General features: G+C 71.6%; 19 protein-coding genes. 4 read left to right on the forward strand and 15 right to left on the reverse strand.

Annotation, left to right across the window (positions count from 1 at the left end; translation table 11 throughout):
- Window positions 1–40: 40 nt before the first annotated feature.
- The 6 genes from ACF1G2_RS23585 to metG form a co-directional block, all read right to left on the reverse strand.
- Window positions 41–451 carry an Imm50 family immunity protein gene (locus ACF1G2_RS23585; RefSeq protein ID WP_391800127.1) on the reverse strand — a complete coding sequence of 137 codons (411 nt, stop codon included), beginning with the start codon at window positions 449–451 and terminating at the stop codon, window positions 41–43.
- Complete coding sequence (locus ACF1G2_RS23590) at window positions 438–920, reverse strand: Imm50 family immunity protein (protein ID WP_391800128.1); 483 nt, start codon at window positions 918–920, stop codon at window positions 438–440. The genes ACF1G2_RS23585 and ACF1G2_RS23590 overlap by 14 nt, the downstream gene beginning before the upstream one ends.
- A gap of 189 nt (window positions 921–1109) precedes the next feature.
- Window positions 1110–1772, reverse strand: a complete 663-nt coding sequence (locus ACF1G2_RS23595; RefSeq protein WP_391800129.1) for a hypothetical protein — start codon at window positions 1770–1772, stop codon at window positions 1110–1112.
- A gap of 132 nt (window positions 1773–1904) precedes the next feature.
- Window positions 1905–2207: a hypothetical protein gene (locus tag ACF1G2_RS23600; RefSeq protein WP_391800130.1), complete on the reverse strand. Its 303-nt coding sequence runs from the start codon at window positions 2205–2207 to the stop codon at window positions 1905–1907.
- Between the two features lie 68 nt (window positions 2208–2275).
- Window positions 2276–2854 carry a hypothetical protein gene (locus ACF1G2_RS23605; RefSeq protein ID WP_391800131.1) on the reverse strand — a complete coding sequence of 193 codons (579 nt, stop codon included), beginning with the start codon at window positions 2852–2854 and terminating at the stop codon, window positions 2276–2278.
- Between the two features lie 145 nt (window positions 2855–2999).
- Window positions 3000–4607: a methionine--tRNA ligase gene (metG, locus tag ACF1G2_RS23610; protein WP_391800132.1), complete on the reverse strand. Its 1608-nt coding sequence runs from the start codon at window positions 4605–4607 to the stop codon at window positions 3000–3002.
- Between the two features lie 147 nt (window positions 4608–4754).
- On the opposite strand from metG, the gene ACF1G2_RS23615 reads away from it, so the two are divergent.
- Both ACF1G2_RS23615 and ACF1G2_RS23620 read left to right on the forward strand, forming a co-directional pair.
- A complete protein-coding gene (locus tag ACF1G2_RS23615; RefSeq protein WP_391800133.1) occupies window positions 4755–5408 on the forward strand; it encodes a response regulator transcription factor in 654 nt (217 codons plus the stop codon).
- Entirely contained in the window at window positions 5405–6664 is a 1260-nt protein-coding gene (locus ACF1G2_RS23620; protein WP_391800134.1) for a sensor histidine kinase, read from the forward strand. The genes ACF1G2_RS23615 and ACF1G2_RS23620 overlap by 4 nt, the downstream gene beginning before the upstream one ends.
- Here ACF1G2_RS23620 and ACF1G2_RS23625 read toward each other — a convergent pair.
- The gene (locus tag ACF1G2_RS23625; RefSeq protein WP_391800135.1) at window positions 6631–8334 is read right to left on the reverse strand and encodes a VWA domain-containing protein; all 1704 of its coding nucleotides are present in this window, start codon (window positions 8332–8334) and stop codon (window positions 6631–6633) included. The two genes, ACF1G2_RS23620 and ACF1G2_RS23625, sit on opposite strands and share 34 nt — an antisense overlap.
- A gap of 436 nt (window positions 8335–8770) precedes the next feature.
- On the opposite strand from ACF1G2_RS23625, the gene ACF1G2_RS23630 reads away from it, so the two are divergent.
- Entirely contained in the window at window positions 8771–10843 is a 2073-nt protein-coding gene (locus ACF1G2_RS23630; protein ID WP_391800136.1) for a PhoX family protein, read from the forward strand.
- Window positions 10844–10882: 39 nt separating this feature from the next.
- On the opposite strand, the gene ACF1G2_RS23635 is transcribed toward ACF1G2_RS23630, so the two are convergent.
- The 8 genes from ACF1G2_RS23635 to ACF1G2_RS23670 form a co-directional block, all read right to left on the reverse strand.
- A complete protein-coding gene (locus ACF1G2_RS23635; RefSeq protein WP_391800137.1) occupies window positions 10883–11872 on the reverse strand; it encodes a hypothetical protein in 990 nt (329 codons plus the stop codon).
- Between the two features lie 84 nt (window positions 11873–11956).
- Window positions 11957–13429 carry an APC family permease gene (locus ACF1G2_RS23640; protein WP_391800138.1) on the reverse strand — a complete coding sequence of 491 codons (1473 nt, stop codon included), beginning with the start codon at window positions 13427–13429 and terminating at the stop codon, window positions 11957–11959.
- A gap of 197 nt (window positions 13430–13626) precedes the next feature.
- A complete protein-coding gene (locus tag ACF1G2_RS23645; protein ID WP_391800139.1) occupies window positions 13627–15585 on the reverse strand; it encodes an FUSC family protein in 1959 nt (652 codons plus the stop codon).
- 103 nt (window positions 15586–15688) lie between these two features.
- Window positions 15689–15928 (reverse strand): DUF2630 family protein, encoded by a 240-nt coding sequence (locus ACF1G2_RS23650; protein ID WP_391800228.1) that lies wholly within the window; start codon window positions 15926–15928, stop codon window positions 15689–15691.
- Window positions 15929–15954: 26 nt separating this feature from the next.
- Window positions 15955–16971, reverse strand: a complete 1017-nt coding sequence (locus tag ACF1G2_RS23655) for an endonuclease/exonuclease/phosphatase family protein (RefSeq protein WP_391800140.1) — start codon at window positions 16969–16971, stop codon at window positions 15955–15957.
- A gap of 4 nt (window positions 16972–16975) precedes the next feature.
- On the reverse strand, window positions 16976–17443 hold the full coding sequence (locus tag ACF1G2_RS23660) for a hypothetical protein (protein WP_391800141.1): 468 nt from the start codon (window positions 17441–17443) through the stop codon (window positions 16976–16978).
- A complete protein-coding gene (locus tag ACF1G2_RS23665) occupies window positions 17440–17907 on the reverse strand; it encodes a hypothetical protein (RefSeq protein ID WP_391800142.1) in 468 nt (155 codons plus the stop codon). Before ACF1G2_RS23665 ends, ACF1G2_RS23660 begins: the two co-directional genes overlap by 4 nt.
- Window positions 17908–17974: 67 nt before the next feature.
- Window positions 17975–18754 (reverse strand): alpha/beta fold hydrolase, encoded by a 780-nt coding sequence (locus tag ACF1G2_RS23670; RefSeq protein ID WP_391800143.1) that lies wholly within the window; start codon window positions 18752–18754, stop codon window positions 17975–17977.
- Window positions 18755–18829: 75 nt separating this feature from the next.
- Between ACF1G2_RS23670 and ACF1G2_RS23675 the strand changes: the two genes are divergently transcribed.
- The gene (locus ACF1G2_RS23675; RefSeq protein ID WP_391800144.1) at window positions 18830–20170 is read left to right on the forward strand and encodes a PLP-dependent aminotransferase family protein; all 1341 of its coding nucleotides are present in this window, start codon (window positions 18830–18832) and stop codon (window positions 20168–20170) included.
- Window positions 20171–20175 lie beyond the last annotated feature (5 nt).

Consider the following 20175-nt stretch of genomic DNA (forward strand, 5'->3'; position numbering starts at 1 on the left):
GGCGTCTGAGGGGATGGGCGGACGACGATCGGCATCCGCGTCACGAGGCGTCAGAGCGGAGGAATGGACGCGTTCGGGTCAGGAGAGGAGCAGAGGCGGCGAAATCGAGGTGCGATCGCTCGCCGTCCACGGAAACTCTGACGCTTTCGTCATCGCAACGGTCCAGCGTGACCACCGCATCGCGAGCACTGGAGTCCCAGCCCGCGATCCGGAGCTCCTTCACCCGCATGAACCTGAGGTAGAACTCGACGGCGTTGTGCGTCAGGCCTGTCCAGGCGGGAGGCGGAGACGACGGGAGAACGGACGTCTCGAAACCCAACGTAACCGAGGCGTCTCTTTCGTCGATCTGTACGTAGAAAAGTTCGCATTCATTCAGCCTCGGCGGCCTCGCATAGGCGTCCGTGAACGTCCCTGCGGAGTCGACGATCAAGGTCCAGTCAGAGTCGCCCATGAAAGGTCTTTTCATCGGTTTCCGGAATGGTTTCGTGGCGCCGGCTGTCGATCTTCCGAGAGAAGAAATGACGGCTTCCGTCCGTGCCGTCGGCCGCGACCTTGAAGGCGCTGACATGCCCCACCAGGACGGACGCGTTGCTGGTGAAGCCGAGGTCCACCTCCGGACCTGTCACCCGCACCCGAACTCTCCTTTCCTCGCCCAGGGGTTGGGCATCGAACGACGCGGAGCGTACAGGGGGGTTCCACTGCGCCAGGGACAGGTCCTCCACCGCCAGGAACTGCAGGTGGCACTGGACGGTGTCGACGTCCGCACCCTCCCACTCCGGATGGCGTGTGGCTGGGAAGCTCGTAAGGTCCACCCTCAGGGTGACAGTGGGCCCCCGCCAGTCCACATTGAGGGATCGCAGCCTGAAGCCGTCGAGAGGCGGGACCTCTCCATAGAGGGTTGCCAGGATCTCGGCATTCACCAGGGTAAAACTATCGGTCATAGTAGTAGTGCGGCTCCGTGCCGGGTGTCTCACATGAACGGGCGCCGACTGGTACCCGGGCTCTCCTGGCTTCTGCGGAGAGTCGAGCTCCACGTGATGCAGATGGGCCGCGAGGAGCGCGGCGGGCTGGCAGGTGGCATCGCGGTGCTGAAACTCGGGCACGGACCATCAGATGTAGGCGAGATCTCCGCCTTGTTCGATGAATCCGCGGATCTGGTCTTCAGCCGCGTCGCCTTCGAGGACCCTCGCGCCAGTCGACATTCTCTGGAGAGTCTCCGCATAGTGTCGAGTGGGGCAGAAAAGGGTGAACCCGGCGTTAGGGTGCTTGTTGAGGGGGATGACGGGACAGAAACCTGCCTGGATGGACAGGCTCACGTACATGGAAGTCACGCTTCTACGCTGCGCCTCCAGGTCGATCGAGTTCTTGAAATCTCGGGAGAGTGAGAAATGCTCTTCCATGATTTGTGACGACCGGACCCAGGAGTCACCCGTCTCGTTCCCTTCTCCTACGGCGCACGCGAACCCGGAACTCCTCATTTTCAGTTCGTCGATGTATCGACCTACTGCAGTCGCGGTGTTCGGAAGGGCTCGAAACGTGGACTCGTAGTACGGCAGTGCCGGGAAACCGTGCGTCGCCGCTCGCTTTCTCAACCGCCGCAGGAGCGAGGGCTCGTCGCGGAGTGGTTCCCATCCTTCCGGGCGCAAATTTGCTTTCCAAGTGAAGAACTTCTCTTGATTCAGGTGAGGTAGCGTCGATGTCCAGGCAGCCCTTTCCGCGAGCGGATCACAGAAGACCCACACGGCCGCAACATCATCCAGCGGTCCCTCCACGGACGAGATTCGTCCCGAGTCCCGTTGCATCCCAGACAGGTTGACCGGCGACAGTGCGAGGCTCACTTCTGTCCGGTGGTGGCTGCGGTGACACGGTTGAATCAGCCTGGTCCTCATCCTTCCAAGATGTCTTCAACGTACTTCCCGAGCTCTCCGGGGGAGATCTTCAGTGTTCAGACTCTGCAAGCCGAGAACCATCTCCGGCTCCGCAAGCGAACCTAGTTGGATGATCGCGTTCAGCTCCGCCTCCAGGGTTCCTGCATCGCGCTCGCATGCCGCTGCCGCAGCCAAGCCGCCGGTGAGGACGCGCCCGTCGGCCACGGAATAGCTGGACTCCAGGTCGGTCACTCGCTCCGCCGCTCGCTCGCGTGTCTTCGGATCAGTGGATGCGATGTTCCGCACCAGATCAAGGAGTAGGGAGGGGGCAATTTGCACTCGGGTCACCTCGCGTGTCGATCGGGCGCGCTGTATCAGTGCCTGGGTGCCCATCGCCTCGGCGTCGCTCAGGGAAGCTTCGGAAGAATGTCCAGCCAGGCTCGGGTCTCCTGGCAGGCGGCGTCACCATCTGTCAGGAGGCTGCGGAGGGGGAGCAGAGGCGTGAGCATGTTCTTGATCCGGCGCAGCGCCAGCCACGTCTCGCGAGGGGCCGATTTCCAGTCCTCGGCGAGCTTAGTGACGGCCTCCAGCGACATACCGGCGCTCTGGGAGACGTCAGAGCAAAGCTTCGACAGATTTCGGGCTTCATCTGTTGCGCTGGCACCGAATTCTTGAATCATGTAGGCGCGTACGCGGGCAGAGTCGATCACCGTTTCCTGTGGCGTCTGACTCTTTCCCTTCCCTGAGATCGCGACAAGGGCGAGGCGACCCCATCGCATCCTGATCTCCGGCGGGAGAGTGCGGGACTGCATACGGCCGACAGTCACATCGCGCAGTTGCTCCCAGTGATTCAGTGAATATTTCGCAGCGTCTGGCTCCCACGGGAGTCGTTCCAGTTCCTCCAGTGAAGAGCCGGTGAGCCAGTACCCGCCGTGACTTTCACCGTCCGTGTGCGGGGTCCTGTCAGAGGATGGTGATTCCTGCACGCTCGAACGCCTCCCTTCCGATGACCAGGCTCTCCTGAGACGGCCAGTAGTGCCCGCTCTGATTGTTTGATGCAGGATCGGAACGGGGAGAGCCCCGGAACCTTCCGGTTCCGGGGCTCTCCTCACATACGTGGACGGGACTGCGTCAGTCCTTCTTCGGCTCCTCGAGACGGGGGAAGAGCACCGCGCCCTTCGTCACCGTCGTGCCCGCCGGGAGCCTGCCCCAGTCGCCGGCCGACTGGACCTGCTGGGCGGACAGGGCGCCCAGGGAGGCCTCCGCGCCCAGGGAGTCCCAGAGCTTCTGGGAGGTCTCCGGCATGATCGGGTTGAGGAGGACGGCGACCGCGCGGAGGGACTCCGCGGCCGTGTAGAGGATCGTGGCGAGGCGGGCGCGGCCCGCCTCCGACTCGTCCTTGGCGACCTTCCACGGCTCCTGCTCCGTGATGTAGCCGTTGACCTGCTTCACGAAGTCGAAGATCGCCAGGATGCCGCCCTGGAAGTCCAGCTCCTCGCCGATCTTCTGGTCGGCCGTGGCCACCGCCTTCGCGAGGCCCTCGTGGACGGCCTTCTCCGCGTCGCCGTCGGCCGTCGCGGCCGGCAGGGCGCCGTCGAAGTACTTGCCGACCATGGCCGCCACGCGCGAGGCGAGGTTGCCGTAGTCGTTCGCCAGCTCGCTCGTGTAGCGGGCGGTGAAGTCCTCCCACGAGAACGAGCCGTCCTGGCCGAACGCGATCGCGCGCAGGAAGTACCAGCGGTACGCGTCCACGCCGAAGTGCGAGGTCAGGTCCTGCGGCTTGATGCCGGTCAGGTTCGACTTCGACATCTTCTCGCCGCCGACCATCAGCCAGCCGTTCGCCGCCACCCGGCCCGGGACCGGCAGGCCCTGCGCCATCAGCATCGCCGGCCAGATGATCGCGTGGAAGCGGAGGATGTCCTTGCCGATGAGGTGGACGTTGGCCGGGAAGGTCTCGTCGAACTTCTCCGGGTTCTCGTTGTAGCCGACCGCCGTCGCGTAGTTCAGGAGCGCGTCGATCCACACGTAGATCACGTGCTTGTCGTCCCACGGGACGGGAACGCCCCAGTCGAACGTCGAGCGCGAGATCGACAGGTCCTCGAGCCCCTGCTTGACGAAGTTCACGACCTCGTTGCGTGCGGACTCCGGCTGGACGAAGCCCGGGTTCGATTCGTAGAACTCGATCAGCTTCGGGCCGTACTCGCTCAGCTTGAAGAAGTAGTTCTCCTCCTTGAGGATCTCCACCGGCTTCTTGTGGACGGCGCACAGCTTCGTGCCGTCCTCCGCCTCGATGAGGTCGCCGGGGAGCTTGTACTCCTCACAGCCCACGCAGTACGGGCCTTCGTACCCGCCCTTGTAGATCTCGCCCTTGTCGTACAGGTCCTGCACGAACTCCTGGACGCGGTCCGTGTGACGCTTCTCCGTCGTCCGGATGAAGTCGTCGTTCGCGATGTTCAGGTGCTCCCAGAGGGGCTTCCAGGCCTCCTCGACGAGCTTGTCGCACCAGGCCTGGGGCGTGACGTTGTTCGCCTCGGCCGTGCGCATGATCTTCTGACCGTGCTCGTCCGTGCCGGTGAGGTACCACACCTTCTCGCCGCGCTGACGGTGCCAGCGCGTGAGCACGTCGCCTGCGACGGTCGTGTAGGCGTGGCCCAGGTGAGGAGCGTCGTTGACGTAGTAGATGGGGGTCGAGACGTAGTACGCCTTCGCCCCCTGCTTCTCGGATCCAGTGGCCGCCATGGTCGAAATCCTAACGGGCAGTTCAAGATCCACTCACATCGATAACGGGTGGGGGCCGGGCGTGCGGTGCGGGCGGCGGGAGACGGAGACGTTCGCGAAACGTTGGGCCGCTTAGAAAGAGCCGTGGCCGGCAGCGAGGAAGAGATCATGCGTGTACTAGTCGCCGAGGACGAGGAGGTCCTCGCGGAGCTCCTCGCCACCGGTCTGCGGCGGGCGGGCTTCGCCGTCGACACCGTCTACAGCGGCGACGCCGCCCTCGCCTACCTGGGCCTGCACGACTACGACGTCGTCGTCCTCGACCGCGACCTGCCCCGCGTCCACGGCGACGACGTGGCCCGTGCCCTCGTCGCCCGGACCGCCCGGACCCGGATCCTCATGCTGACCGCCTCGGCCACGACGGAGGACCGGGTGGAAGGGCTCGATCTGGGCGCCGACGACTACCTGGGCAAGCCCTTCGAGTTCCCCGAGCTGGTGTCGCGGGTGCGTGCGCTGCGGCGCCGCAGCGCACGGCCCGTACCGCCGCTCCTGGACCGTGCGGGGGTGGTCATGGACACCGTACGGCGGACCGTGACGCGGGACGGCCGGGCGCTCGACCTGTCGCCGAAGGAGTTCGCCGTGCTGCAGATCCTGCTGGAGGCGGACGGCGCGACAGTCTCCGCCGAGGAGCTCCTGGAGCGGGCCTGGGACGTGCACACCGACCCCTTCACGGGCGCGGTACGGGTCTGCATGAGCAAGCTGCGCGCGAAGCTCGGCGAGCCGGGGCTGATCCGTACGGTCCAGGGCGTGGGGTACGCGCTGTGAGCGCCGGTCTGCTGGGCGCCGGCTCGACGATCCGGACCCGGATCGCGCTCGTGTACGGAGGCGTCTTCGTCGTCCTCGGCGGATGCCTGCTGACGATCGTCAACCTGCTCTCCCGGGCCGGTACGGAGGGCGAGGCGGACGCCATCGCGGCGCGGGTACGGGTGGTGGCGCCGTTCGAGACGGTCACCGCGTACCGGCTGAGCGACGACGTCAGCCGGGCCGCCGGCGAGCAGATGCTCATGTGGTCCTGCCTCGCCCTCGCCGTCATGGCCTTCGGCGCGGTCGCGGTGGGCTGGTGGACGGCGGGACGGGTCCTGCGGCCGGTCCACGAGATGACCGCGCGGGCGCGGCGGCTCTCGGAGCGGAACCTGCACGTGGGGGTTCCCCCGGACGGAGTCTGGGGGCGGATCGCCGCGAGCGGGCCCGACGACGAGCTGAAGGAGCTCGGCGACACGATCGACGCGCTGCTGGGACGGCTCGAGGCCGTGTTCGACAGCCAGCGGCGGTTCATCGCCAACGCCTCGCACGAGCTGCGGACCCCGCTGGCCACGCAGCGTGCCGCGATCCAGATCGGGCTCGACGACGCGGACGAGGTCAAACAGGTCCTGCTGGACAGCAACCGGCGCAGCGAGCGGCTCATCGAGGGGCTGCTGGTGCTCGCGAGGAGTGAGCGCGGTCTGGAGGAGCGGGAGGACGTGCCGCTGGGGGAGGTGGTCGCGGAGGAGTGCGAGGCGTTCGGGGTGGAGTGCGGTGGGGACGGGGGCGGGGGTGGCCGCCCCGGCGGGGGTGGCCGTCCCGGCGGGGACGGGGGTCGCCGTGCCGGTGAGGGGTCCGTCGTGCTGGGGAGCCGGGTGCTGCTCGGGCAGCTCGTACGGAACCTCGTCGCGAACGCAGTCGCCCACAACGTGCCCGGGGGGTCCGTGGACGTGCGTGTGGACGGTGGTGTGGTGACCGTCGAGAACACGGGGCCGGTCGTGGCGCCCGACGAGGTCCCTGGGCTCTTCGAACCGTTCCGGCGGGGGGCGGGGCGCGACCGGATGGGGCCGGGGGCCGGGCTCGGTCTGTCGATCGTCCGGTCGATCGCGGCGGCCCACGGCGGGACCGTGGGCGCGGTGGCCCGGGGGGAGCGGGAGGGGGGCGGCCTGGTGGTGACGGTGACGTTGCCGGTCACCGTCACCACCGGCGGACGCGCCGGGAGTCCCGGGCGCGCCGGGAGTCCCGGTCAGGCCTCCCAGGTGGAGAGCAGCCCGCGGTAGAAGTCGGCGTGGGCGGTCTCGGCCGGGGTCGGGCCGGCGAGGTAGTGGCCGGTACGGGGCGCGGTGAGCTTGCGGACGAAGTCGAACGCCTTGTTGTCCTCCTCGCCCCACGCGACGAACTGCCAGTGGATCGGGCGCCCGGCGGCCTCGGCGAGCGCCTGGGTGGCGGCCGTCTTGGACTCGGGAGCGCCGTCCGTCTGGAAGACGACGAAGGCGGGGCGGGTGGGGTCGGTCTTCTCGTGGTGCGCGAGGACCTCTTCGACGGCGCGGTGGTAGTTGGTGCGGCCGAGACGGCCGAGACCCGCGTTGATCTCGTCGATGCGGCCCTCGATGCCGGCGGGGCGGAGTTCGGCGGTGCCGTCGATGTCCGTGGAGAAGAACACGGCGGTGACGGCGGCGTCCTCGGTGAGGTGAGCGGCGAGGGCGACGGTCTGCTCGGCGATGCGCTGGACGGAGCCGTCCTTGAAGTACCCGCGCATCGAGCCGGAGCGGTCGACGACGAGGTACACCGCGACCGGCCCCGCCCCGACGAGCCCACGCTCCGCGAGGGCGCCCGCGGCGGCGTCGTACGCCCCGACGAGCTGCGGCGCGTCGGAGGTGAGGACGGTGCGTCCGGGCGTGGTGGGCGTCTCGGCGGCGACCGGCTCGGCGGTGGCGTCGGCCTCCACCTCGGCGGCGACCGGCTCGTCCGCGACGGCTTCGTCGGCGGGGGTGGCTTCCGGCTCGGCAGCGTGGGCTTCTGCCTCGGTGGCCTCGGGCTCGTCCTCGACCGCCTGGGCGGTGAGGGCTTCGGCCGGGGTGGCTTCCGGCTCGGACTCGGGCTCCGTGGCGGCGGGCTCCTTCGCAGCCTCGGCCTGCGGCTCCGCCGGAGCGTCCACCGTCTCCGCGGCAGCCTCTGCCTGCGGCTCCGCCGCGACCTCGGCGACGACCGTGTCGGCGACGGGCGCCTGCGCGGCCTCGGCCTCCGCCGTAGCCTCCACCGTCTCGGCGGCAGCCTCGGCCTGCGGCTCCGCCGCGACCTGCTCGGGCGTCTCGGCGACGTCAGCGGCAGGCGTTTCGGTGACGGGCTCGTCCTGCGCCGCCTCCGCCTTCGCCTCGTCCGCGACCGCCTCGTCCGCGACGGGCTCGTCCTGCGAGGTCTCGGCCTCCGCCACGACCTCCTCCGCCGGAGCGTCCACCGTCCGGGCGGCCTCGGCCTGCGGCTCGTCCGCCGTCTCGGCGGCGCCGGCCTCGGGCTCCGACACGTCCGACGCCCCGGTCTGCGGCTCCGCCGGGACCGCCTCCGCAGGCTTCTCCGCCGTGGCGGGCTCCTCGGTAGCGGTCACCGCTTCCGCAGGCTCCTCGGCAACCTCGGCGGCCGGGACCTCCTCCGCAGGCTTCTCCGCCGCCTCCGGCGTGGCCTGCTTGGGCAGTTCCGCCACCGGCGGCTCTTCCTCGGCGGCCGGCTTCCCGGCCGTCCTCGCCGCCGGCACCTTCGGGTTGTCGAAGGCCGCCGCCACCAGGTCGGCCGCCGCGTGCTGGGCCTCGTCCTGGGTCGGGGGCGGCGTCGGCGTGGCGTCCTCCTGGCGGGACGGCGACGCCTGGGACGGGACGGAGGTCGCCGGGGTATCGGCCTGCCCTTCCGCACGATCGCGTCCGAACACCTTGCGCAGCAAGCTCCGAATGCCCATGGGCGAGGCCTTTCGCATGAGTTGGGTGCGGTGTATGTCCGTACTGGGAGGAATCATCCCTGGCCAGGGCGGACACGTAAGGTTAGCGGCCCCTGGTGTGTCGCCCCCGGCGCCCCAACCGGACGCGGAATCACTGCACCCGTACGCCCCTCGGACCACGGGATTCGCACCCCCCGACCGTCCCAAGCGGACCGGCGACCCGGGTCCTCGGGCGGCCCCGAACGGCCCCGCGGATCCCTGCCGTCGGCCCCGCCCCGAGCGGCCCCTCCTCCATCCCAACCGCCCCCGAACCAGCCCCCGTTTCCGCTCATTCATTCGGCGTTCACTTGCGCGCCGCCCCCGTGCAGATGTGTGCACATAACGTCACCGCCGGACGGAATCCCGACACCATGTCGGGACCAAGGGGCGGCGCAGAAACGCGCCGGAGGAGGACCAAGTGCGCAAACTGCTGCCGCTGCTGAGCACCAACCCGCACGGAGGCGGCCGTTCCGCCCTCACCTGCCGGTTCCGTTGTGGTGACGCCTGCTTCCACGAGGTGCCCAACACCAGCGACAACGAGTACGTCGGCGACGTCATAGCCGGCGCCCTCTCCCGTCGTTCCATGGTGCGCGCCGCCGCCGTCGTGACCGTCGCCGCCGCGGCCGGCAGCGCCGTGGTCGGCCCGGGTGGCGCCACCCCCGCCGTCGCCGCCGGCAACTCCGACGCCGCCACGGCCGCCGCCAAGGGCCGCCCCGTCGCCGACGGCGCGCGTGGTCTCCGCTTCACGCCCGTCGCGCCCAACACCGCCGACAAGGTCACCGTGCCCGTCGGGTACGAGCAGAACGTCGTCATCCGCTGGGGTGAGCCGATCCTCCGCGGCGCCCCGGCCTTCGACGCCGACAAGCAGACCGCCGCCGCGCAGGCCGGCCAGTTCGGTTACAACAACGACTTCCTGAGCCTTCTCCCCCTCCCCGGGGAGCGGGACCGGCAGGTGCTCGTCGCGAACCACGAGTACACCGACGAGATCCTGATGTTCAAGGGCTACGACGCCGCCAACCCGACCCGCGAGCAGGTCGAGGTCGCCTGGGCCGCCCACGGCTTCTCCGTCGTCGTCGTCCAGGAGGAGAAGCGTTCCGGCAAGCTCACGCCGGTCACGCGCCACCCGCTCAACCGCCGTCTCCACACCACCAGCGAGTTCGAGCTGACCGGCCCCGCCGCCGGCTCCGCGCTCCTGAAGACCTCCGCCGACCCGACCGGCCGCAAGGTCCTCGGCACGCTGAACAACTGCGCCGGCGGCACCACTCCCTGGGGCACCACGCTGCACGGCGAGGAGAACTTCAACCAGTACTTCGCCAACGGCTCCAGCGCCACCGACAAGCGGTACGGCATCGGCTCCGCCGCCTCCGAGCGCAAGTGGGAGCGGTTCGACAAGCGCTTCGACCTCGCGCAGGAGCCCAACGAGGTCCACCGCCAGGGCTGGGTCGTCGAGCTCGACCCGTACGACCCCGAGTCCACCCCGAAGAAGCGCACCGCGCTCGGCCGCTTCAAGCACGAGGCCGCGCAGCCCCGCCTCACCGCGGACGGCCGCCCGGTCGTCTACATGGGCGACGACGAGCGCTTCGACTACTTCTACAAGTTCGTTTCGTCGAAGCGGATGATGAAGGGCGGCTCCCGCGCCGCGCACGCGCACAACCTCACGCTCCTCGACGAGGGCACGCTCTACGTCGCCAAGCTCACCGGCGACAGCCCGGCCGCCCAGATCGACGGCACCGGCAAGCTCCCGAACGACGGCGAGTTCGACGGCTCCGGCGTCTGGATCCCGCTGGCCACCGGCGACGTCTCGCACGTCGAGGGCATGACCGCCGAAGAGGTGTACGTCTTCACCCGCCTCGCCGGTGACAAGGTCGGCGCCACCAAGATGGACCGCCCCGAGGACGTCGAGCCGTCCCCGCGCTCCGGCCGCGTCTACGTCGCGCTCACCAACAACACCGACCGCGGCAAGGCCGGCAAGGCCCCCGCGGACGAGGCCAACCCGCGCAACCTCAACAAGCACGGCCAGATCCTGGAACTCGCCGAGCACTGGGACGACCCGGCCTCCGACGGCTTCGCCTGGCGCCTCTTCCTCGTCGCGGGCGACCCGAACGACCCGGCCACGTACTTCGCGGGCTTCCCCAAGGACAAGGTCTCCCCGATCTCCTGCCCGGACAACGTCGCCTTCGACCCGCACGGCAACCTGTGGATCAGCACCGACGGTGCCCAGCTCGGCTCGCACGACGGCCTGTTCGGTGTCGCCACGCAGGGCGAGCGGCGCGGTGAGATCAAGCAGTTCCTGACCGTCCCCAAGGGTGCCGAGACCTGCGGCCCGATCATCCAGGACCGCCGCGTCGTCGTCGCGGTCCAGCACCCGGGCGAGCTCGACGGGGCCTCCGTCGAGAACCCGAAGTCGGAGTGGCCCGACGGACCCGGCAGGATCGTCCGTCCCTCGGTCGTCTCCGTCTGGCGCAAGGACGGCCGCGACATCGGCGTCTGAGCCCCCTGAAACGTGGTGTGAGGGGCGTGGCACCGCCCCTCACACCACCCCCAGACCCTCCCTGAACCGCACGAACTGCTCCTCCGGTTCGCCCGTGTACGCCCACGGCACCCAGGCGGCCCGCGCCCCGAGCATCCCGAGCACCTCGCGCGCCACCTCCACCTGGCCCGCGTAGCAGGCCGCGTGTGCCAGGTAGTTGAGGTCCGGTACCTCCTCGGGCGCAGGAGGGCCGCCCGGCTCGCGGCTGCCGATCCAGCGCTCGTACGTACGGCGCAGCTCGTCCACCGCGAGCTCGTGCTTCCAGTGCTGGTCGAAGCCGCGCACCGGACCCCGGCCGAGCGCCCCGTCCGCGATGTAGCGGTACTCCTCCACCCGCGCCACCTGCACCAGGACCGGCAGCGGCGACCCGGGCGGCGCCACGCCCGCCGCGTCCCGCGCGAAGTCGTACATCGCTCCGTGCGTGCCGTGCCACCGCGCCGACAGGTAGCGCATCACCTGGGCGTGGCCCTCGGTGTTGAACGGGTCGCGGCGCCGCAGCTCGTCGAACCACTGCCGCAGCTCGCGGCGCGGCACCCCGCCCTCGTACAGCCGGGCCACCGAGAGCAGCGAGACCCACGGCATCGGGTCCGCGGGTGCCGCCTCCGTCGCCCGCAGACAGGCGTCGACGGTGGCGTCGACCCGCCCGCGGTCGACGACCGTGCCCCGGCCGGCCGCGATCGCCGTGTCGAAGACCCGTACGACCTCGGTGGCCGCCCGCAGCACCGCCCCGTCCGGGTTGTCCGGCTCGGCCGCCCGCCATGCCTCGACCGACGAACTGCCCGCGGCGGCGTGCGCGAGGAGCCGGACCCGGTGCGTCCGGCGCGCCCAGTCGTCACCGGTGTCCCGCAGCAGGTCCCGTACGCCCTGCCAGCGGCCGATGACGATGTCGTGCCGCGCCTCGGTGAGCGCGCGGTCGCCGAAGTCCGGGTCGAAGACCGGAGTGAAGCGGGCCGCACGGGCCGAGCGCGCCGATCGGCGGAGAGCGGCCATCCAGATCCTCCCTCGGAAGCCAGTAGCCCTGGAACCAGAAGCTGTCGAGCCAGTTGCCGTCGAGCGGCCTGTCGCGGCCCGGCGTCAGAAGTCCGTCGCCAGCGACTCGTCCGTCCTGCGCGCCCGCGCCGTGCTCGGCGCGAACGGACCCGCGGCCGCCAGCGCGCGCGCCGCGTCGAGCCGTGCCGGGCGGTAGTAGGCGCTGCCCGCGCGCCAGTACACGAGCATCGGGACCACGCCCACGAGCAGCCCGCCCAGGCCGATCACCCGTGACGTCGTGGACAGTTCGCCGAGCGACTCGACGAACGCCCACAGCATGAACGCCGACCCGAGCAGCGGCCAGACGCCCCCGACGAGGAAGTTCCGTACGGAGTTCAGCAGCATCCCCCGGTACGCCACCACGGCGGCGATCCCGGCCAGGCTGTAGTAGAACGCGATCAGCAGGCCGATCGCGGACACCGCGTCGCTGAGGATCCGCCCCATCGAACCGGCGGCCGCCGCCGCGGCGAACATCAGCAGCGCGGCGCCACCGACGGTGGCGATCGCCACCCACGGGGTGTTCCAGCGGCGGTGCACGGTGCCGAGCGCGGCCGGCATCGTGCGGTCGCGGCCCATCGCGAAGAGCGAGCGGGTGACCTGGATGAGCGTGGTCTCCAGGGTGGCGACCGTGGACAGCAGCACCGCCACGACCAGCAGTTTTCCGCCGACGCCCGGCCAGATCTCCTGGCCGAGGACGGCCAGGACGTTCGCGCCCGCCGACTCGATCTGCCCCGACGTCAGCAGCACGTTGACCGCGACCGTGAACGCCTCGAAGACCAGGAAGACGATGCCCACGCCGACCAGCGCGGCGAGCCCGGCCGTGCGGCGGCTGTCGCGGGTCTCCTCGCTGAGGTTGCTGGTGACGTCCCAGCCCCAGTAGTAGAACGCGGCGATCAGCGCGCCCGAGGCGAAGCCGGCCGGGCCGTCGAAGTGACCGAAGCCGAACCAGGACCAGTCGAACGCGGTCGCGTGCCCGCGGTGCAGCAGCGCGGCCAGGATGAAGGCGACGAGAACGAGCATCTCGACGCCCGACATGATCAGTTGGGCCCGGACGGTGAGCCGGGCGCCGCCCAGGACCACGAGCAGCATCATCAGGAACCAGCCGGCGCCGACGGCCACGGCCAGCGGGGTGTTGTCGGCGAGGCCGGGGTCGACGAGGGAGAGCGTGAGCGCGCCGGCGGGGAGCGACCCGGCGACCATGAAGACGGTCGCGGAGACGACGAGGGCCCAGCCGGAGAGGAAGCCGAGGAAGGGGTGGAGGGTGCGGCCCACCCAGGAGTAGCCGGCGCCCGCGTTGACGTCGATCCGGCCGAGGCGCGCGTAGGCGAGGACGATGCCGAGCATGGGTATCGCGCAGTAGAGCAGCGCCGCGGGACCCGCCAGGCCGACCGCGCCGAAGAGCACGGCCGTGGTCGCGGCCAGCGAGTAGGCGGGCGCGCTGCCCGCGACGGCCATGACGATGGTGTCGAACGTCCCGAGAACGTTGGGCTGGAGCCCTCTGCCGGTGGTCGTGCGCATGGCGGATGTCCTTGGGGGGCACGGGAGCGGTGCAGGACGGAGTGACCGTGCCGCCGAGTCAGTTGTTCGCCGGACCGCGCACGGATCAAGGTGAATCGAGCGCATCGTAGTCGCCCTGACGGATTCCGGTAACGGCGGATGGAACGTTCCGTTCTGTGACCGCCGGTAAGGGCATCCGTACGCCCCCGGTGAGGTGTTTAGTCCGATGCCGCGCGGGGAGTGGCGATCGCACGGGCCGCCGTCACCTCGGCGCGGAGCGCGGCGAGGACGCCCTCCTCGTCACCGTTCAGCTCCGCCCGGACCTCCACGAGCACGTCGGTTCCGCGCAGTCCGTCGGCGAGTTCCCGCAACTGCTGTTCCAGCTGGGCGGCTTCTTCCGGATCGGGGGGCGGGGCGCCGTGATCGACGCGGACCCGGGCGGCCGTCGTCGCGTCGACGATCCGCTCCACGGCGACGACCAGCGGCCACCAGGCGGAGGCGACGGTGCCGGTCGGCGGCGGTTCGGTCAGGGCACGCTGGAACTCGGAGCGTACGGCGGAGAGATCGCGGTACAGCTTCCGCCGGGCCCGCAGCCGGGCCCCCGGGTCCTCGTCCTCCGGCGGGCAGAACGCCTGCGCCACATAGGCCGCCGCGTCGGCGACGGAGTCCGCGAGCCGGTCGCCGACCCGGCTGTGCCACGACTCCGGCCAGAGCAGATAGCCGGCGACCAGCGCGATCCCGCAGCCGATGAGGGAGTCGTAGAACCGGGGCAGTACGAGGTCGAAGCCCTGCTGGTTGAGGAGGTCGGAGAGCAGCAGGATGACGGGGGTGATCGCCGCGGTCTGGAAGGCGTACCCCTTCGCGGAGAAGGCGGGGATCAGCCCGGCGAGGACGACCATCACCGGTACGTACCACCATCCGCGCGGCACCTCGGCGAGCACGAGCGCGGCGGTGACCAGCCCGAAGGCCGTACCGAGCGCGCGCAGCACGGCCCGGGAGAAGACCGAGCCGAAGTCCGGCTTCATGACGAAGGTGACGGTGAGGGCGACCCAGTACGAGCGGGGTACGTCGATCACCGAGACCACCGTCTGGGCGAGGCCGATGCAGAGCGCGAGCCGCAGCCCGTACCGCCAGGAGGCCTCGGAGAGCAGGACGCCGCGGACCGTCCGGCGGGACCTGACCCGCAGCGCCGCGGGGCGGCCGAGGCGGTCGTCCACGTTGTACGGGTTCGGCTCCGCCGCGCGGACGACGTTCGCCGCGTGGCGCAGGGCCTGGTCGACGGCCTTCTCGGAGGGCCGCGTGGCGGCGGGGAGGTCGAGGTCGGGGAGGTCGGTACGGCCCTCCGCGACCGCGGCGGCGAGTTCGCGCACGGCGGCCGGGACCGCCGGGGACAGGGGGCGGTGGAACCGGCGGGCGGCGACATGGGCGGCCGGGGCGGCCTCCACGAGCGCGATGACCGCGTTGAGCTGGGCGAGCAGCCGGACGAGGATCGGCGCGCGGCCGTGCTCGCGGGCGCGGCGGGCGAGGACGAGGTCGTACGACTGGTTGAGGGAGGCGGTGACGTCCTGCCGCCGCTCGTCGTACGCGTCGGTGCCGGCGGCTTCGAGGACGTCGGCGACGGCCCGGTAGGTCCCCGCCACGGCCGTCCGCTCGGGGACCCCGCCGCGCAGCGGCCAGCCGAGCAGGGTCAGGGCGAGGACGACGGCCCCGCCGAGCCCGAGCAGCAGGGGCGGTCTCCACCACGGGTCGGGCATCGGCAGTCCGGCGCCGACCACCGCGTTGAGGAGCAGCAGCAGGCCGGAGACGGAGGCGACGGCGCCGATCGAGGAGATCATCCCGGAGACGAGCGCGATCAGCGTGAGCACGCCGACGGCGAGCCAGCCCTCGCCGTACACGAGGCTGCCGAGGGTGACGCCGAGGGCGCCGAAGAGCTGGGGGACGGCGATGTTGTAGAACCGCATGCGGTACGCGTCCGCGGTGTCGCCGATGACCCCGGAGAGGGCGCCCATGGAGACAAGGGCCCCGTAGACGGGCTGGTCGACGGCGAGTCCGACGGCGAGCGGGGCGGACAGTGCGACGGAGGCGCGGGCGACGGCCGCCCAGGGGACGGGCGCGGGGGCGGGACGGAGCCCGGCGGTCAGCCAGGGCGGTGGGGTGAGCCGCGCGGGACGTGCCATGGGCTCACGGTACGTGGGCGGGGGCGAGTCGTCCGGCAGGCGGGTGCAGGCGATTGCGGGCAGGTGTGGGCAGGTGCAGGCGGGCGCGGGCAGGTGCAGGCGGTCAGCTGCGGTAGCCCTCCACCTCCGCAGCCGGGCGGACGGCCGCCGTGTCCGGGTCCTCGCCGAACTCGACCTTGGCGCGGCGCTGGCGCAACAGGTCCCAGCACTGGTCCAGTTGCACCTCCAGCTCGGCGAGCCGCGTCCGCTCCTCCGGGAGGAGGCCGCCCATCCGCTGCCGCAGGGCCCGCTCCTCCTCGACGAGGGCGCCGATGTTCGTGAGGATCTGCTCGTCGTCGTACATCCGGTCCATGGTTCCAGCGTCGCCGATCAGCGCCCGGCGTGCAGGTCGAGCCCGGTCAGGACGGCGCGGTGGTCCGACCCCGCCAGGTCGAGGAACCGCACGTCGCGTACCCGGAAGTCGTCGCTGACCAGCACGTGGTCGATCTGGACGTACGGCGGCAGGGACAGCTCCCGCGGCCACGTCGGCGTCCGCGCGGCGCCCGCGAGCCGTGCCGCGTCGTGCAGCTGGCCCGCGTCGAGGACGGCGCGGAACGCGGCGTGGTCCTGGGAGGCGTTGAAGTCCCCGGCCAGGAGCACGGGGCCGCCGTCGCGGTGCGCGGCGGCGAACGCCTCCAGCCGCCCCAGCTCGCGCTTCCACAGGCCGACCTGGCCGGGGATCGGCGGCAGCGGGTGAGCGAGCCGCAGCTCGACGTTCCGGCCGCCGATCCGGGCGGAGGCGCCCGGCATGCCCATCGCGGCGGGGACCGGGAGCCGTGTGGTGAGCGGATACGTGCTCAGGACGACCGAGCCGGTCGAGCCCTCGCCGTCCACGACCGCCCGGTGCGGGTGGCTGACGGCCAGGGCGGCGGTGAGGGCGCAGGCGCAGGCGGGGTCGCACTCGGAGACGTACACGAGCTGCGGCCGCTCCCGTCGGACGGCCTCGACGAGGGCCCCGGTCGCCTGGCCGAACTCGACGTTGGCGGTGAGCACCCGGAGCCGTTCGACGACGGGGCCGCGGGCGGTGGTGGTGTCCGGTCCGTAGGGCAGCGTGAACCAGGCCGTGACGGTGAGGACGAGGACCGCGAAGGCCGCGAGCGGACGCCGCCGGGCGGCCAGTGCGAGCAGCGCGGCGAGGCCGGCCGGGACGGTGAGCCAGGGCAGGAACGACAGGGCCTGCGGTACGGGAGTGACCGCGTCGGTGCCGAGGAGGCGGCAGCCCGCGACCACGGCCGGTACGGCCGCGAGCAGGGCCGCGGCCCAGGTGGCGAGCCGCCGCCCGGGCCGGGGGGAGGTCGGAGGGGACGCGGGGCCGGAGGGCCGGTGCTCTGCCAGGACGTGCTCCACCCCGTCAGTGTCGCAGCGCCTGCTGGATCTCCGCCTTCGGCTCCCCCGAGAGGGAGCGGTTGCTGCGCGCCGTACCGGTCTTGGAGCCGCCCGGCTCCACGCCGTCGATGTCGAGGACGACGGCGTCCAGCAGATTGCCGTCGGCGTCACGGAAGTTGACCCAGACCGTGTAGTCGGCGTTCTTGTCCGTGGGGTTGGTGGCGGTGATCTCGGCGGTGACCCGGTCGCCGTCCGTCTGCGTCGCTCCGGCCTTCACGTTGTCGGTGGCGTTCACCCCGTCCTTGACCTGGTTCATCTTCTCCTGGGCCGCCGAGGCGGCCGCCGCCGTGGCGGAGGAGACGATGTCCCCGGCCTTCTGCTGGCTCTCCTCGGTGCAGCCTGTGACGGTCACGGCCAGTGCGAGGAGGACGGTGGCGCAGAGGGCGCGGGTCCGGGTGCGGGTGGCGCCGGGCGGGGTACGGGCGCCGGTCATGCCGATGCCGCCCTGTCCTTGCCGAAGGAGGTGTCGTCCGTGGCCAGCGCCCAGATCACGAAGATCGAGATCGCCATCGAGAACAGCGCCCACCAGGGGTGGTACGGCAGGAAGAGGAACTGGGCGACGACGTTCAGGGAGGCCAGCGTGATGCCGCCCATGCGCCCCCACTCGGAGCCCTTGAGGATCCCGGCGCCGGAGATGGCGACGAGGATGCCGAGGACGATGTGGACCCAGCCCCAGCTCGTCAGGTCGAACTTGAAGACGTAGTCCCCGACGCGGGTGTAGACGTCGTCCTCGGCCACGGCGGCGATGCCCTGGAGGACGTCGAGGATGCCGATGACGAGCATCAGGACGCCGGCGAACAGGGTGCCGCCGGCGGCCCACGCCGAGCCGGACGAGGGCTGGGGCGGACGCGGCGGCGGGGGTGAGGGCGGGGGCGGGGGTGCGGTGTGCTGACTCATGGGGCCATCGTGCGGCGGCCGGTCCGTGAGCGAACGTCCAGCTGGGCCGTACGGGTGAGGCCCGGGCTCAGAGCGCGTCGAGGAACGCGGCGAGCGCCGCGTCGAACTCCTCCGGCCGCTCCAGGTTCGGCAGGTGCGCCGCGCGCTCGACGACCACGAGCGTGGACTGCGGCAACGCCGCGTGCATCGCCTCCGCGTCCGTGACGGGGGTGTACGTGTCGTCCCGGCCGACGACCACCAGCGCGGGTACGGAGACGGTGGTGAGCAGCTCGCGGTAGTCGGGCCGTTCGGCCCGGCCGCGCAGCGCCGCCGCCGCGCCCTCGGGGTCGGTGGCGCACATCATCCGGTGGACGTGGGGCGCGGCGTGCGTGTTGTACGGGGCGACCATCCGGTCCAGGACCTCGTCGGCGTACCCCCTCATGCCCTCGCGGACCAGCCGGTCGGCGAGGGCGCGGCGGCCCGCCCTCCCCTCCTCGGTCTCGGCGGCGGGGAACGTGTCGGCGAGGACCAGGCCGCGGATCCGGCCGGGGAAGAGGCGGTGGCACTCCATGACGATCTGGCCGCCCATGGAGAGGCCGCCGAGGACGAACTCCCCGATGCCGAGGTGGTCGAGGAGCGCGGCGAGGTCCCCGGCGAAGGCGGAGAGCGGGGTGGTGCCGGGGACGACGGTGGTGGCACCGTAGCCGCGCAGATCGGGGGCGACGACCCGGTGCGTGGCGGAGAAGCGGTCGATCTGGGGCCGCCACATCGTGCGGTCGAAGGGATGGCCGTGGACCAGGACGAGCGCGGGGCCCGTTCCCTCGTCCTCGTAGCGGATCGTCAGTCCGTCGATCTCTGCGGAAGGCATGGTCAGAGGCTAGGGAGCCGCCAACGCTCGGTGCAATGGAATCCTTTGCTCTCGGTGCAATGAGAGAGGGGCCCGATGGAGGAGTACCGCCGGATCGCCGACCGGGTCGCGGAGCGGATCGCGGACGGGCGGCTCCGGCCGGGCGACCGGCTGCCGCCGCAGAGGGTGTTCGCCCGCCGGCAGCGGATCGCCAACTCGACCGCGATCCGGGTGTACGGGGAGCTGGCGCGCCGGGGTCTGGTCGTGGGCGAGGTGGGGCGCGGCACGTTCGTACGGGCGGCTCCGCCGCCGGCCGGGGCCGCGGTCGCGCTCGCCGAGGCCACCGGGCACGCGCCGGTCGACCTTCAGCTCAACTACCCGGTGGCGCCGGGCCAGTCGGCACTGATGGCGCGGGCTCTCGTCTCGCTGTCCCGCGCCGATGTGCTGGGCGGGGCGACGAACGGTCCGGCGGCGGCCGGGGGGACGCCCGAGGCGCGCGCCGCCGCCGTCCGGGTCCTCGCGCGGCCGGGCTGGGCGCCCGAGCCGGAGCGGGTGCTCTTCGCGGGCAGCGGCCGTCAGGCCATCGCGGCGGCGCTCGCCGCGCTGGTGCCGCCCGGGGGCGTGCTGGGCGTGGAGGAGCTGACGTATCCGCTGGTCAGGACGGTGGCGGAGCGGCTGGGGGTGCGGCTGGTGCCGATCGCGCTCGACGGAGAGGGGATAAGGCCGGACGCGCTCGCGGCGGCGGTCCGCGCGCGATCGCTCTCCGCCGTGTACGTCCAGCCCACCCTGCACAACCCGCTCTCCGTGACGGCGGGTCCGGAGCGTCGGGCCGAACTGGCGGGCGTGCTGCGGGAGTCGGGACTGACCGCGATCGAGGACACCACGTGGGCGTTCCTGGTGCCGGACGCTCCGGCGCCGCTGGCCGCCCACGCCCCGGAGCGGGTGGTGCTCGTCGACAGCCTCTCCAAGCGCCTCGCGCCCGGGCTGACCGTCGGCCATCTCGTGGCGCCGGCGGGCCTGGTGGAGGAGCTGGCGGGGGCGCTGCGCTCCGGCGCGTGGACGGCGGGCGGGCTGGCGCTCGCGGCGGCGACCCGGTGGGCGGCGGACGGCACGGTGGCGGAGGTGGTGGCGGCGAAGCGCGCGGACGCGGCGGCCCGGCAGGCGCTGGTGCGGCGGTATCTGGGCGGGTACGGGATCCGCACCTCGCCGCACGCGTACTACTGCTGGTGGGAGCTGCCCGCGCCCTGGCGGGCCGAGACCTTCGTGGCCGCGGCGGCAGAGCACGGGATCGCGCTGACCCCCGGCGCGGACTTCGCGGCGGGGGGCCGCGGCGCGGCGGGCGCGGTGCGGGTGGGGCTCGCCTCGCCTCCGCTGCCGGTCCTGGACGACGCGCTGCGGCGGCTCGCCGGACTTGCCTCAGGAATCCTGGACATCTAATATCC

This window comes from Streptomyces sp. NPDC013457, from assembly GCF_043089925.1.
Taxonomy (GTDB): Bacteria; Actinomycetota; Actinomycetes; order Streptomycetales; family Streptomycetaceae; genus Streptomyces.